Annotated in this window: 10 protein-coding genes; 4 read left to right on the plus strand and 6 right to left on the minus strand. The window is 37.4% G+C overall.

What is annotated here, in order from left to right:
• Window positions 1-81: 81 nt before the first annotated feature.
• The 5 genes from ACKU4N_RS15490 to mce all read right to left on the minus strand — a co-directional run bounded on the left by ACKU4N_RS15490 (window position 82) and on the right by mce (window position 4534).
• Window positions 82-1194 (minus strand): sodium ion-translocating decarboxylase subunit beta, encoded by a 1113-nt coding sequence (locus ACKU4N_RS15490; protein ID WP_407937252.1) that lies wholly within the window; start codon window positions 1192-1194, stop codon window positions 82-84.
• A 553-nt stretch (window positions 1195-1747) separates the two neighbouring features.
• Window positions 1748-2170 (minus strand): biotin/lipoyl-containing protein, encoded by a 423-nt coding sequence (locus ACKU4N_RS15495; RefSeq protein WP_321317869.1) that lies wholly within the window; start codon window positions 2168-2170, stop codon window positions 1748-1750.
• Window positions 2171-2175: 5 nt separating this feature from the next.
• Complete coding sequence (locus tag ACKU4N_RS15500) at window positions 2176-2526, minus strand: OadG family protein (RefSeq protein WP_101310575.1); 351 nt, start codon at window positions 2524-2526, stop codon at window positions 2176-2178.
• Window positions 2527-2538: 12 nt separating this feature from the next.
• Window positions 2539-4095 (minus strand): acyl-CoA carboxylase subunit beta, encoded by a 1557-nt coding sequence (locus ACKU4N_RS15505; protein WP_321317874.1) that lies wholly within the window; start codon window positions 4093-4095, stop codon window positions 2539-2541.
• A gap of 34 nt (window positions 4096-4129) precedes the next feature.
• The gene (gene mce, locus ACKU4N_RS15510; RefSeq protein WP_101261400.1) at window positions 4130-4534 is read right to left on the minus strand and encodes a methylmalonyl-CoA epimerase; all 405 of its coding nucleotides are present in this window, start codon (window positions 4532-4534) and stop codon (window positions 4130-4132) included.
• Between the two features lie 531 nt (window positions 4535-5065).
• Between mce and purL the strand changes: the two genes are divergently transcribed.
• The 4 genes from purL to ACKU4N_RS15530 all read left to right on the plus strand — a co-directional run bounded on the left by purL (window position 5066) and on the right by ACKU4N_RS15530 (window position 14229).
• Window positions 5066-8755, plus strand: coding sequence for a phosphoribosylformylglycinamidine synthase (gene purL / locus ACKU4N_RS15515; RefSeq protein ID WP_321317877.1), 3690 nt, complete (start codon window positions 5066-5068; stop codon window positions 8753-8755).
• 120 nt (window positions 8756-8875) lie between these two features.
• Entirely contained in the window at window positions 8876-9289 is a 414-nt protein-coding gene (locus ACKU4N_RS15520; RefSeq protein WP_321317879.1) for a hypothetical protein, read from the plus strand.
• 197 nt (window positions 9290-9486) lie between these two features.
• On the plus strand, window positions 9487-13407 hold the full coding sequence (locus ACKU4N_RS15525; protein ID WP_321317880.1) for a PKD domain-containing protein: 3921 nt from the start codon (window positions 9487-9489) through the stop codon (window positions 13405-13407).
• Between the two features lie 450 nt (window positions 13408-13857).
• Window positions 13858-14229 (plus strand): hypothetical protein, encoded by a 372-nt coding sequence (locus ACKU4N_RS15530; protein WP_321317882.1) that lies wholly within the window; start codon window positions 13858-13860, stop codon window positions 14227-14229.
• A gap of 72 nt (window positions 14230-14301) precedes the next feature.
• On the opposite strand, the gene ACKU4N_RS15535 is transcribed toward ACKU4N_RS15530, so the two are convergent.
• Window positions 14302-16113, minus strand: coding sequence for a glycoside hydrolase family 15 protein (locus tag ACKU4N_RS15535; RefSeq protein ID WP_321317884.1), 1812 nt, complete (start codon window positions 16111-16113; stop codon window positions 14302-14304).
• Between the last annotated feature and the right edge of the window lie 69 nt (window positions 16114-16182).

Consider the following 16182-nt stretch of genomic DNA (forward strand, 5'->3'; position numbering starts at 1 on the left):
AACATTTTAGACGTGAAAAAAAAATAACAAAAAAAGGTTGTCGAAACCGACAACCTTTTACAATATCTATAATGATGTTTATTACATCAAGAAACTCAATAAAATACCAGCTGCCACCGCCGATCCAATAACGCCGGAAACATTAGGTGCCATTGCATGCATCAACAAGTGATTCGTTGGATCATTTTGCAATCCCATTGTTTGAACAACACGAGCACTATCCGGCACTGCCGACACTCCTGCCGCACCAATCATTGGATTAATCGGACGATCTTTTGGTGAAAGCCAATTCATAATTTTTCCAAAAATTACACCACCCGCTGTAGCAACGACAAATGAAGCTGCTCCCAATCCAAAAATTAAGATGGAATCTTTAGTCAAGAAAACATCTGCTTGCGTAGACGCTCCAACAGTAACTCCCAACAAAATTGTGATTGTATTGATCAATGCATTACTTGCTGTATCAGCCAAACGATTAGTTACTGTTGACTCTTTTAGTAAGTTACCAAAGAATAACATTCCTAAAAGCGGCAATGCTGTTGGCGAAATAAATGCAGTTAACAACAATCCAATAATAGGGAAAATAATTTTTTCAAGACGAGACACTGCACGTGGCGGTTTCATCTTAATTTTTCTCTCTTTCTTAGTTGTTAACAAGTTGATAATTGGAGGTTGAATTACCGGAACCAAAGCCATATACGAATATGCTGCAATTGCAATAGGTCCAATCAGATTTTTAACCGTTTCTCCATTAGCCATCACATTCATTCCATTGGCCAGTTTCGATGACAAGAAAATTGCGGTAGGACCATCGGCACCACCAATAATTCCAATTGCACCCGCTTCCGGTGGCGCAAAACCCAACCAAAGAGCTCCCAAAAAAGTAACAAAAATACCAATCTGAGCTGCTGCACCCAAAATCATTAATCTAGGATTACTAATTAAAGATGAAAAATCAGTCATAGCTCCAATACCAAGGAATATTAATGGAGGATACCAACCACTAACTACACCCGAATATAAAATATTCATTACTGATCCAGGCTCATAAATTCCTAATTTCAAATTAAAATCAACAGCCTGAAACATTGGAATATTACCAATAATAACACCCATTCCGATTGGAATTAACAATAGGGGCTCGTAATCATATTTAATTGCTAAAAATATGAAAAACAAACCAATCAATACCATCAATAAGTTACCACCGGTAACATTTGCGAATCCAGTAAATTCGTAAAAATTCTTTAACCCAACGACCGCACCTGAGTTATTTTCACAATCAAGACTGGAGTTAGCAAACTTAAGAAAATCACCATCTACTTTGGCTATACGCGAACCAAGATCAAGAATTTCTGAAGTTGTAAGATAATTATTCGAATTGGAGTTCGGATCAATATTTTTTTGCAGGTGTGTTACAGTTTTTGGATTAAATGTCATTATAACATTTTCCCCTTCTGCTTTCCACTTTCCAGTAAAACGCTGTTTTACCGAATCCATCATAAATGTATTATCACTTTTGAATTCGAAAATCTTGTATCTTTTTACTGTAATATCGGAATTTCCAACAGGGTTAGGAATATATCCATCTTCATGGTTAACCCATTTTCCCGTTGTTAATTTTTCTGCGGTATCCGATGATTTTTGAGCAATGGAGTTAAAAGCTAACCCCATTACCAAAATCATTGAGAATACCAATGAATAAAGTTTTCTCATTATATAGTTTTTGCCTTTTATTATTGAAATGTTATGCTATTTCAATTAGTACATCATCCTGAAGTACGCTATCGCCAACTGCAACCTTTATGGCTTTAACGGTTCCTCCTTTTTCGGCTAATACATTATTTTCCATTTTCATTGCCTCCATTACCAAAAGAGTATCTCCTGGATTAATAGAATCACCAACTGCAATGTTAATTTTAATAATACTACCCGGAAGCGGTGCTTTTACTGTTGAAGCTCCTCCTCCACTTTTTTTGATACTACCTTCTCCTGGTTTGTTAACAACCGGCTTGCGAACCAATCTAGGAGTTTTTGATGATTTTTCTGCAACATGCACATCAACATCATAACTCGTTCCGTTCACTTCAATTTTGGCATTCGATCCTTCAAAATCTTTGATTTCAACATCGTATTCTTGCCCACGTATTGTAAATTTGAACTTCTTCATTTTGCTTATCTTGGTTGATTCATTACTCCATAAATCTTAGAACTCCACGGAGAATAATTCTTAGTAACTTTTTTAATTGTAATGATATTGCTTTCATCATCGTGATTCTGGTTAAAGTGCATGTGCAAGGCCATTGCAATAGCAGCATTTACACCTCCCTCGATGTTTAAGTCATCAGTTTCAGAGCCAGATCGACCTTCTCTCACCAACTTTTTTCTTAAGTTAAGATGTAAGAGTTTAGGCAAATTGACAAAAACAATTACCAGCAGCACCAATGCAACAAATACAATGGAATAACCTACAATGGCAACAGTCCATCCACCTTGACTTCCTATAGATAAAATATTCATCAACATAGAACGTTTTTTTTATAATGGAATATTAGAATGTTTTTTAGGTGGATTCAATTGCTTTTTAGTCTGAAGAGACTGGAATGCGCGAATCACTCTGAAACGTGTATTACGTGGCTCAATTACATCATCGATATAACCATATGATGCTGCATTGTATGGATTTGCAAATGCCTCGTTGTACTCAAGCTCAGTTTCAGCGATGAATTTCACTTTTTCATCATCTGACAATTCAGCCATTTTTCTTCCGTGAAGCACTTCGATTGCACCTTTTGCACCCATAACAGCAATTTCAGCTGTAGGCCATGCATAATTCAAATCACCACGAAGTTGCTTACAAGACATTACATCATGAGCACCACCGTAAGATTTTCTTAGAGTAATAGTTACTTTTGGAACTGTAGCCTCACCATAAGCGAACATTAATTTCGCACCATGAGTAATGATACCACCAAACTCCTGACTTGATCCAGGCAAGAAACCAGGAACGTCAACCAAAGTTAAAATTGGAATATTGAAACAGTCGCAGAAACGAATGAATCTGGCCGCTTTTCTTGAAGACTCAATATCAAGTACACCAGCAAGGAAACTAGGCTGATTGGCAACAACACCTACAGACATTCCACCCATACGAGTAAAACCTACAATAATATTCTTTGCATAATGACGGTGAACTTCCAAAAATTCAGCATCATCAGCAATCGAATAAATAACATCCTTCATGTCATAAGGCATGTTCGGATTTGCTGGAATGATTTCATTGAGGATATCATCCATTCTATCAATAGGATCTGAACAAGCTGTAATTGGGGCTTCTTCCAAGTTATTTGATGGCATGTAAGATAACAACTTACGAACAATCATGATACCTTCTTCTTCATCTTCTACCATGAAGTGAGATACACCTGATTTGCTGGCATGCATTTTAGCACCACCTAAATCTTCAACAGAAATATCTTCACCGGTAACCGTCTTAACAACCTTAGGACCAGTCACAAACATATATGATTTTTCTTCTGTCATCATGATGAAATCGGTAAGAGCCGGAGAATAAACAGCACCTCCTGCACAAGGACCAAAAATTGCTGAAATCTGAGGAATAACTCCAGAAGCCATAATATTTCTCTGGAAAATCTCAGCATAACCTGCCAAAGCAGTTACACCTTCCTGAATACGAGCTCCTCCTGAATCATTAAGACCCACAACCGGTGCACCCATTTTCATTGCCATATCCATGATTTTGCAAATTTTCTGAGCGAAAGTTTCAGATAACGATCCTCCAAAAACAGTAAAATCCTGAGAGAATACGAATACTAAACGCCCGTCGATTGTTCCCTGACCGGTAACAACACCATCGCCTAAAAATTTCGTTTTCTCCATACCGAAGTTAGTACAACGGTGCGATACAAACATGTCAAATTCCTCGAAACTTCCTTCATCAAGAAGCATATCGATTCTTTCACGAGCTGTAAACTTGCCTTTCTTGTGTTGAGATTCGATTCTTTTCACACCTCCACCAAGCTTAGCCTCTGCTCTTAAATCAATTAACTTTTTAATTTTATCCTGACTAGCCATAACTAATTGAGTTATTATTATTTATTGAGTATTCTTATTTATTGCCACAAATTTCAGTCAGCACACGCTGAGTTGATTTCGGATGTAAAAATCCAATTTTCAAACCTTCTGCACCATTACGAGGCGTTTTGTCAATCACTTCACAACCAGCTTCCTGAACATCAGTTAATGCTTGCTGGACATCTTCAACTGCGAATGCCATATGATGCATTCCGCCACCTGTTTTCGCAACAAACTTACCGATTGGACCTTCTGGATCTGTTGACTCCAACAACTCAATTTTGGTATCTCCAACTTTAAAAAAAGCTGTTTTAACCTTCTGATCCACTACCTCTTCAACTGCATAACATTCTAATCCTAATACTTTCTCGTAGAATGGAATTGCTTCTTCTAAACTTTTTACTGCGATACCGATATGTTCAATATGGGATGGTTTCATGATAGATATATTTTAAATTAAATAGGTTACAAAAATATCGATTTGAAAAACGGCAATCAATGATCTGTAACATTATAAAAGTTGTTTTTCAACATGTATGCAAAACAAGAAGATCACACTTTACTTCTAAAAATCAAACAAATAAGATCAAAATCAGTTCTCAAAGTTCTTATTTAGAATTCAAAACACCGAAAACCTTTGCGTAAAGTACATTTCAAATAAGATCTCCTTTTAATTTGCGATCAAAGAAACTCTCTTTTCGCATAAAACAGAAATTTATTTTACTATTTTTCAACATATCCGAACACTAATACGTTTTCAAGATTTTTTAGTCAACCGGTATAAAAAACACATCCGCAACTATTGCCCAATGCCATTCTCAGTTCATACTTTTTAGCTTACAAATAGCCAAAGAGCAATTCCGCAGTCTTAGAGAATTCATTTTGTTACATTGTGTAAAGTCTTTTACCTATATTTGCATTTTGAAACAGGTTTCAACCATTATTATAAATTTCATAAGTAGACTCTAAGATGATACTATTCTTCAAAAAAGACGAAGTACACTTTGTTGTTCAGACAACTAACCAATTGAATGCATTGGATTTTGAAAAGCTTTCCTGGCTATTCGGAGATGCCGAAAAAATTCAAGAAGATGAGATAGAGGGATTTTTTATTGGCCCAAGAAAGGAAATGATTACTCCCTGGAGTACAAATGCAGTTGAAATAACCCAAAACATGGGTATTTCAGGAATTCTACGAATTGAAGAATTTCATAAAAAAGAAAGCGAGAAAGCCACATACGATCCTATGCTGCAAGCTTTCTATAAAAAAATTGGTCAAGACATCTACACCATTGAAAAGCAACCGGAACCTATTCTAAATATTGAAAACATTGCAGCATACAACCAACAGGAAGGTTTAGCTCTTAGCAGTGAGGAGATTGATTATTTAAATGGAGTTTCAGAAAAAATCGGCAGAAAATTAACTGATTCCGAAGTGTTTGGTTTCTCTCAGGTTAATTCGGAGCACTGTCGTCATAAAATTTTTAACGGAGTGTTTGTTATTGATGGTGAAGAAAAAGAATCTTCACTTTTCCAATTAATTAGAAAGACCTCAAATGTAAACCATAACAGAATTGTATCTGCCTACAAAGACAATTGTGCGTTTTTAGAAGGACCTAAAATGGAACAATTTGCTCCGATCACTCATGATAAAGCAGATTTCTTTCAAACCAAAGATATTAATACGGTAATTTCGCTTAAAGCGGAAACACATAATTTCCCAACTACTGTTGAACCATTTAATGGTGCAGCAACAGGTACTGGTGGTGAAATTAGAGATAGAATTGCAGGAGGAAAAGCATCAGTACCAATGGCCGGAACTGCTGTTTACATGACTTCATATCCTAGACTGGAAGCTGCTCGTTCTTGGGAAAATGCTACTGATCCCAGAAAATGGTTGTATCAAACCCCTGAAGAAATTCTAATTAAGGCATCAAACGGAGCAAGTGATTTTGGGAACAAATTTGGTCAGCCACTTATTTGTGGTTCTGTTCTTACTTTCGAACACTTCGAGAACAATAAGAAATACGGCTACGATAAAGTAATTATGCAGGCCGGAGGAATTGGCTATGGAAGATTGGAACAAGCTCAAAAAGATACTCCTGAAAAGGGAGATAAAGTAATCCTTTTAGGCGGAGACAACTACCGAATTGGAATGGGCGGTGGAGCCGTTTCATCTGTTGCAACCGGTGAATTCACAAACTCTATAGAATTAAATGCAGTACAGCGTTCAAATCCTGAAATGCAAAAAAGAGTTTGTAATGCAATTCGGGCAATGGCCGAAATCGATGAGAATCCTATTGTTTCTATTCATGATCATGGAGCAGGCGGACACTTAAATTGCCTATCAGAACTTGTTGAAGAAACTGGCGGTAAAATTGATTTGAATGCCCTTCCTGTTGGTGACCCTACCCTTTCAGCTAAAGAAATTGTAGGCAACGAGTCTCAGGAAAGAATGGGATTGGTTATTAAAGAAAAAGATGTTGCCCTTTTAACCCGCATAGCAGAGAGAGAAAGAGCCCCAATTTACCAGGTTGGCGAAACAACCGGTGATATGAGGTTCACTTTTGAGGATAAAAAAAACGGACAAAATCCAATTGATCTTGGTCTTTCGGAAATGTTTGGAAAACCACCAAAAACTGTAATGACAGATACAACTTTGAATGAAAAATTTGAAGCTGTTAAATATGATGGTAATAAAATAGAAGAATACATCGAAAATGTTCTTCAATTAGAGGCTGTTGCCTGCAAAGATTGGTTAACCAACAAGGTAGACAGATCGGTGACTGGAAAAATAGCCATGCAGCAATGTGCGGGCCCGCTTCAATTGCCATTGAATAATTTAGGCGCCGTTGCAATTGATTTTCAAGGCGAAAAAGGAATTGCTACATCTATTGGTCATACACCAATTGCAGCTTTGGTAAACTCTGAAAATGGCAGTCGTTTATCCATTGCTGAATCCTTAACCAACATGGTTTGGGCTCCAATTGAACAAGGACTTAAAGGAGTTTCATTATCGGCAAACTGGATGTGGCCTTGTAAAAACCCAGGTGAAGACGCTCGTCTGTATCAGGCTGTTCAGTCAATTAGTGATTTTGCCATTGAATTGGGAATTAATGTTCCAACAGGAAAAGATTCTCTTTCAATGACCCAGAAATATGGAGAAAACGATGTGGTTTATTCTCCGGGAACAGTTATCATTTCAACTGTAGGTGAAATAATTGATATCAAAAAAATAATTTCTCCAGTTCTGAAGAATGACGCGAATTCTCATATAATCTATATGGATTTCTCGAAAGATGATTTTCAATTGGGAGGAAGCAGCTTTGCTCAGATCGTAAATAAATTGGGCACACAAACTCCTGATGTTAAAGATTCTAAATATTTTGTAAAAGCATTTGAAACTATTCAGCAATTAATATTGGAAGGTAAAATACTTGCCGGTCATGATATTTCGGCTGGTGGTATGATTACAGCATTGTTGGAGATGTGTTTTGCAGACAACAGACTTGGTGCTGATATTGATCTTTCATCGATTGACGAAAGCGATTTGGTTAAAGTATTGTTTAGCGAAAACCCTGGTATTATTTTTCAGGTGAAAGATCTTGAATCTATTTCACAGGTTCTTACGGACAAAGGAATTGTATTCCACACAATTGGAACTCTTGCTGAAGCCGGAAAAATGCAGATCTCAAAAGACGATCAGGTTCTTGATCTTGATATTGCTTCTTTGCGCGATTTGTGGTTCAAAACTTCATATTTACTGGATCGAAATCAAGCGGGCCAAGAATTGGCTTTGGAAAGATTTAAATCCTACAAAAAGAATGAATTGGAATTCAAATTCGACGAAAACTTCACCGGGAAATTCGAACAATTCGGTATTGATCCAAAAAGAAAAGAAAAATCGGGTGTTAAAGCTGCCATCATTCGTGAGAAAGGTGTAAACGGCGATCGCGAAATGGCTTGGATGATGCATTTGGCAGGAATGGACGTTAAAGATGTTCATATGACTGACTTGATTGCCGGACGTGAAGATTTATCGGATGTGAACATGATTGTTTTTGTTGGAGGCTTCTCTAACTCTGATGTACTAGGTTCGGCAAAAGGATGGGCCGGAGCATTCCTTTACAATGAAAAAGCTAAAAAATCGCTTGATAATTTCTACGCTCGAAAAGATACTTTAAGTCTTGGAGTTTGTAATGGTTGTCAGTTAATTTCCGAACTGGGATTAATTTATCCTGATCATGAAAAACACCCAAAACTTCTTCACAACGAATCACATAAATTCGAATCTGGATTTGTAAGTGTATTCATTCCAGAAAATAACTCAATTATGCTTTCGTCTTTGGCAGGAAGTAAATTAGGCATTTGGGTCGCTCACGGGGAAGGTAAATTTGATTTGCCATACGAACAAGACAAGTATCAGATTCCTATGAGATACAATATTGATCAGTATCCTGCCAATCCAAACGGCTCGCCATTTGCAACGGCCGCAATTTCATCAAATGATGGTCGTCATTTGGCTATGATGCCTCACCTGGAAAGAGCAACTTACCCATGGAATTGGGCTCATTACGATGAGAACCGTATTGATGACGAGGTTTCACCTTGGATTGAGGCATTTGTAAATGCAAAGAAATGGATCATGCAACACAAATGATTTCAAGTAATTAAATATAGAATACCTCCTTTTTCAAGGGGGTATTTTTTTTGCTTAAGTACAAGGTAAAAACTAATACATTTTTCATAACTTGTGACAACTAACGAAATCACAACGTATATGAAACATTTTTTACCCCTTATTGCCATTCTGGGATTAACATTAGCGTGTACCCCACCTAATAAACTTGCTTCCACTGAAAAAAAGCAAGACTCAATCCAAAAGGAAAAAAGAATCCCCATTGAAAAACAAATTGCCCCCGGTACTTGTTCTCTTGTAATAAGTGACTTTAAATTTTTATCAGAGAACAATAAATTCCTGCTAAACGGAAAAGTTATTTCCATAAAATCTTATGGTGCAGGCTTTACTTCAACTTTCGAGAAGGAACAAAGCATTCAAATAAAAATTACAGAACAACAATTTATTAATTTGAAATCTGCAAGAACCATTTCTTGTTTAATATCCAGCATCGAAGGAGTGCACAACACACCCCTTTACAAACTGGTAGATTATAAATCAGAAACAAAACAATAAAATTAATTTCAATTTAGTCCTTATCCTATTACTTATTGGCTCCTTGAATACAGGAGAACAGCCCCAATTGTAATTTAAAAATTGGAATAAAAATTACTTTTCAACTAACAAATAAATTAGGGAAACGTAATATGTCTGCTTCCTCTTTGATAAGAAAACTTAATTTGCACGTATTCGGCATTAAATAATCAAAACACATGAAATCAATTTTCACCATACTACTCGCAATAGCGATTTCTTTTCCAACACTTGCGCAAAATAAAAAACTAACAGTACAAAAGCACTCTACACTAGGAGTGAAAAATATCGTAATAACCGAAAAAACGTACAATGATTTAACCAATCCAACATTAAACAAGAGAAAGTTGGCTAAAATTGCGGACAAAGAAGCGGGAAAACCAAAACGTGCGGATGATCCTATTGCCAGAGCCTTGTACGAAAGAAATATACTAAAAAACCCTCTTACGGGACAGATCCCATTAAACATTAAAGAACTGGAAAAGGCATATGTCCTTTCCTCAGCCTCAGGTTTGCAAAGCAGATTAAAAACAGGAGGATTAAGCTATATCAATAGCGGACCTCGAAATGTTGGTGGAAGAACCAGGGCTCTGGCTGTTGACATAGCAAATGAAAATATAATTCTTGCTGGAGGAATAACCAGCGGGATGTGGAAATCAACCGATAACGGTGTTAGTTGGACCCGAACAACAAAGCTTGAAGACCACCCTAGTGTAACTTCTATTGCACAAGATCCAAACAACACTGCAATCTGGTATTATACAACCGGAGAACTAATAGGTAATTCAGCATCGGCAGGTGGCGCTCCTTACCGGGGAAATGGGCTGTTTAAATCAACGGATAACGGCGACAACTGGACATCTTTAGCCTCTACCGCATCCAACACATCTGAAATATATGATGCTTTTGATTATATCTGGAATATATGCGTTGACCCGAACAACAGCGATGTATATGTTGCAACTGCTGATGGTATTAAACGTTCTACAGATGGAGGAACTACATGGGCTGATGCTATCGCGTCAGATTCCTATTATGAAGATATTATCTGTACTCCCAGCGGGATTAAGTACGCTTCTTTAAGTGCCGATGGTACAACAAAAGGAATCTACAGATCGGTAACAGGAAATTTAAATGAATGGGAAGACATTACTCCTAGTGGATTTTCTGCAGATTATAACAGAGTGGTACTAGCACATGCACCAAGTAATACGACCAATGATATTGTTTATATTTTAGGTGAAACAATAGGAGCAGGTTTTCAGGATCACAGTTTTTGGAAATTGACTTATAATGCTGCCGCAACAACTCCGGCAACATGGGTAGACCGGTCACAAAATCTACCGGAAGGTGGCGACGGGGACACAGATGTAAATGGTTACAACTCACAGGGGTCTTACAATATGGTAATAAAAGTTGCTCCGGATAATGAAAATATGGTATTTATCGGCGGCACTAATCTGCTTCGTTCCGATGATGCTTTTGCTACAAAAGCAAGTCCTTTAAGTGTTGGGAAATCGACCGATGAATCAAAAACCTACTGGATCGGAGGCTACGCTACCGAAAATAATATTAGTCAGTATCCAAATCATCATCCGGATGTACATGCATTAGTATTTAAGAATGATAATGCAACATTACTATGCGGACACGATGGTGGAATAAGCATTACGAACAACTATAAACAAACAGACGATACATTTTCTGAAACAGCAGGAGACAAAAGCATGCCTGTTGATTGGGAATTTCTGAACAATGGCTACCTAACAACACAAGCTTATACAGTCGCTGTTGATAACGATATAAGAACAAACAAAGTATTACTTTCCGGATTTCAGGACAACGGTACCTGGCTTGCTGAAACTTCCGATTCTGATAAAGATTGGTTAGCCTGGGGGTCAGGCGACGGCAGTTACTGCAGTATTTTTAATTTAGGTACCAGTATCTACTCTTCTTCACAAAGCGGCACCACTTACCTTGAAAATAACGTAACAGATGAGGCAAGTTACTATTGGACCCGTGTTGATCCAGAGGGAGCAACCGGACAATTGTTTATCAATCCATTTGTTGAGGATGCCAACAACAGTGAAATTTTATACTATGCTGCAGGACAATACATCTGGAGAAATTCCAATATTTTTGAAATTCCAAAACTACAATCCAATGAAGCCAATATAAATTGGGAAAAACTGGAAATATCAAAAGCAAGCGGAACTGTATCGGCAATGGAATCCTCAACCTTCCCTGCTCACATTCTGTATTATGGAACATCAACAGGAAAAATTTATAAAATTGAAAATTCGCACTCGAAATGGGCAAAGAAAAACGACATTACAGGAACAAATATGCCAGCTGGAAATGTAATTTCTATTGATGCAAACCCTTTAAATGCGAATGAAGTATTGGTCGGATTTTCCAATTACGGAATTGAAAGTATATTTAGTACTACCGATGGGGGAACCACCTGGACTCCTGTAAGTGGAAATCTGGAAGAAATAAATGGTGAGAACAATGGTCCGTCCATCCGCTCAGCAGCTTACATGGTTTCACCAACTGACACTACCTATTATGCAGGTACCAGTACCGGTTTGTACAGTACAACAAAACTTGAGGGAAGTTCTACTATCTGGACACAGCAAGCAATTAACCAAATCGGAACCAGCGTTGTTTCAATGATAAAAGCTCGCAGAGATGGATTCTTTGCTGTTGCAACTCATGGTAATGGGGTATTTACAGCTGATGATGATTTTAGCTCTGCTGCTCCTGTTGCACTAATTGGAATGACAAAAGATTCTATTCAAATAGGAGAAGCAGTTGATTTCATGAACAGAAGTATTGGCGATGGGTTTACCAAGTGGGAATGGACATTTGAAGGAGCCGAAACAACAACTTCGGCCGACGAACATCCCCGGGCAATTGTCTACAAAACTCCAGGTGTTCATTCGGTGACATTAACTGCAGCAAATGCTGCTGGTTCAAATACTCAAACAATTACCTCCGCTATAATTGTAAAAACAGTTGGCGCTAAATTTACTGCCAGCGCTACAAATATTAATGTGGATACGCAAATTACATTTACTGATCAAACCGTTGGGACACCCACATCCTGGAACTGGAGTTTCCCGGGTGGAACGCCTGAAAGTTCAACAGAACAAAATCCTGTTGTTACCTACAGTACCGTTGGTACATTTGACGTGACATTGGTTGTTCATGATGCTGAATTCAACGACACAGAAATTAAAACAGGATACATTACCGTTCTTGATGCCGATGATTTTGATGATGATTTGCTTTACAATATAGAAGGTGAATTTGAGAATCAATTGACTCAATATATATTTACCGGCGATAATGATGGCTATATAACAGGACAAACGAACCTGAAAATTGATCAATACGCTGAGAAATTTGAGATGATAAATCCTAATTTAAATGCAGTTAAACAGATCAAAATTATGCCATCTTTACTGCAGTCAAATTCCGCTGATCCGCATATAATTATTAAAATTTGGAACGGATCCAATGAACCTACCAATGAAGTCTACTCTAAATCTGTTCCCTTTACAGAATTGGTGGCAGGAGAATTTAATGACATCGAACTGGATTTCCCTGTTGCTGTTGACAAGAATTTCTTTGTAGGCTACGAAGTTTTATACGAAATGCCCATTGACACATTTGCCGTTGCTCACCTGCCCTTACAAGCAGATGCCGAATGGGCCAATACTGCATACATGCATTACAATAATGCATGGGAACCTTATAACGAAGTATTTGGAAACAATACCTCCCTGGCCATAAAAGCCTTGGTTGGGTTTAGTGATGTAGCAACCGGAATTGAAGATGATTTAAACTCGAATAAAGCAGATAAATTAAAGATCTACCCGAATCCTCTGTTGCACAAGAGTAATGTAGTTTTTCCCAACCAAACCAATCAGAAATACCGGTTGGTGGTTGTGGATGCAAGTGGCCGGGTGGTTCGGATTATTGAAAACATCACAGGAAACAACGTAATTATAAACCGGGAACAATTAAAACCCGGTGTGCATATCATCAACCTTTCGGGTGAGAAAATATACAAGGGAAAGCTGTTGGTGAAATAAGAAGATCAAACAGGTATTTTAGTGAGAGCTTGTCGTAATTCGGCAAGCTCTTTTTCTTCTCAGTCACCAACAAAAGCTTCGTAGTTGGACGCTATGTACCCCTAATACGTATTTTACATCTTCGGATATATATTTTACTATTTATACGATGCTTTTTACATATTTTACCATGTACTTTACTTACTATAAAACGTTTTTTACATCTATAATTATCTTTTTTACTTATTCAGGTAGGTAATTTACATATCGGAATATCTTTCTTACTTAAATTATTAAGTTTTATACATCTTAAAGGATGTATTTTCATTACTACACTATTGATTTTACTATTTATAAGGTTTAACTTTATACTTGTAGAAAGCATATTTGCTCTCAGGTTTACAATTTCTGTAAAAGAAACGGATGAACTGAATCAGGAAGAATATTAATTTTTAAACCCGCCAAATACGCATGAACCCAAAATCAGAAAAAATCCCGTTTAGCATTCACCGAATGATTCGACAAAACTTATCGAAACGAAACCTAACGGTAAGCTGGTTAGCAATGAAAATTAATATCCGCCCTATTTCACTTCACCAACAACTGAACAGATCAACACTTCAGGTAAACAGACTATGGAGTATCTGTCAGGCTCTTGAATTAAATATTTTTCAGGAAATTGCGAATAGACTCGAGAGAGAGAATCAATCACAAAAGGCGGTAGAAAAAGGCATGGAACTATCTCAGATAGATGCAGAAGTAGATGGCCTTAAAAAAAGAATCGAATTACTCGAAAACGAAAACAAAACCTTAAAAGAGGTAATCAGTTTACTGAAAGGCTAAATCAAAAAATAAGAACAGCACCAAATAACCGATGTCAATATGGTGCTGTTCAAACAATCATTTGTAATTTTCTTAACTATTCAATTGATCCAGAAGGCTCTCTTCGTCCTCTGCTTTAGTATTTGAAAAGTTCAGAGCTGTTTCGATTATCGCCAAATGCGAATAGGCCTGTGGGAAATTCCCAAGCATCCGTTTCGACACAAAATCGATATCCTCAGCAAACAAACCAAGATGATTCGAGTAAGTAAGCAATTTATCAAATTTCTCTTTCGCCTCCTTCTTTCTGCCAATTTTATACAAACTGTTGATTAACCAGAAAGAACAAATTGTGAAGGCTGACTTTGGCGTCCCAAAATCGTCCTTGTTTTTATAACGATACATCAAACCGTCGTGTTCCAATTCGTTTTGAATGGTTAGTACGGTCGATTTATACTTCTCATCTGTGGCATTGATAAAACCATAGCTTTCCATCAGCAAAACCGAAGCATCCATATCCTCAGAGCCATAAAATTGGGTGAACGCCTGTTTCTTTTCACTCCAGGCCTTTTTCATGATATCTTCTTTCACCGAATGCCGAAGAATGGTCCACTTTCCTACATAATAATCGCGCTTCAAAAGACTTGCAATTTTAACCGCCCGGTCGAAAGCCACCCAACACATCACTTTACTAAAAGTAAAATGGAGACTCTTGCCCCGGATTTCCCAAATTCCACGATCCGGTTTTTTCCAGTTCTCCTCTACAACCTTCACAATACTTCTTACAATGGTCCACAATTCCTCACTATGGTCGAGAGAATTTTCGAACATAGCGAAATGCTGATGAATCAAATCCAGCAATATCCCATATATGTCATTCTGCTTTTGTTTGTAGGCCGCATTCCCAACCCTTACCGGTTTTGATCCTTCATAACCTGCAAGGTGATCCAATTCATATTCCGAAAGCTTTTTTTCACCATTGATCCCATACATGATCTGAATTTTCTCATTCTTCTCAGGAATGATATCCATAATAAAATTCAGGTATCGTTTTGCCACATTATAATGCCCCAGTTGAGTGAGAATCTTAACAACCATAGAGCCATCGCGAATCCAGCAAAAGCGGTAGTCCCAATTTCTAACTTCCCCAATTGTTTCGGGTAAAGAAGTTGTTAATGCTGCCAGAACAGCTCCACTTTTCTGATAACTTAACAATTTCAAAACCAATGCACTTCGATTGGTTTCTTCGTTGTATTTCGGCAGTACTTTGGTTTTTTCGCTCCAGTTCAGCCAATATGTTTTTGTCCGCTGCAATTTCAAATAAATGCGGTCGGGTGTTTGTTCCAACAATTTCTGATTGTAGCTTACCTGGCAAAACCCATCTTTTTCCAATTCAATGACTTCCTGATTCAATATATCGGAATAATTAAAACTGGAATACAAATACAAGGAATCGTAATTTCCTGATGCTGTATAGGATTTGATATATTCCTCTCCCGACACTTTATTTTCTGTAATATTTCGGGCATAATCGAGTTGCGGATTGTATTTAATACGAAATTTTGGTTTCCCATAAACCAATCGAAAAAAACGAATCACATCAGATGGCATGTAGTAATCATTTTTTTCTGTCACATATCTGGGCATAAAATCCAATACTTCAAAAACTCCATCGACACACTCAAATCTTGTTTTTAAAATATTTGTATTTTTTCGGTACTCCTGTGTTATATTTGTTGCACTCTCAGGTAAAATTTCAAAACTACCACCTTTACTCTTATCCAACAACTTAGCAAATGCCGAAGATGAATCAAATTGTGGCAAACACACCCAATCCAACGACCCCTTTTCCGAAACCAGTGCCGCACTTCTACAATTTCCTATTACCCCGTAATTTAAATTCTTCATAAAAAAATGCTATTTTAGAGCTTAACCATAAAAACTCCACGGAAAATAAAGATTTTCCATGACTTTAGA

It is taken from the genome of Labilibaculum sp., from assembly GCF_963664555.1.
Lineage (GTDB): Bacteria > Bacteroidota > Bacteroidia > Bacteroidales > Marinifilaceae > Labilibaculum.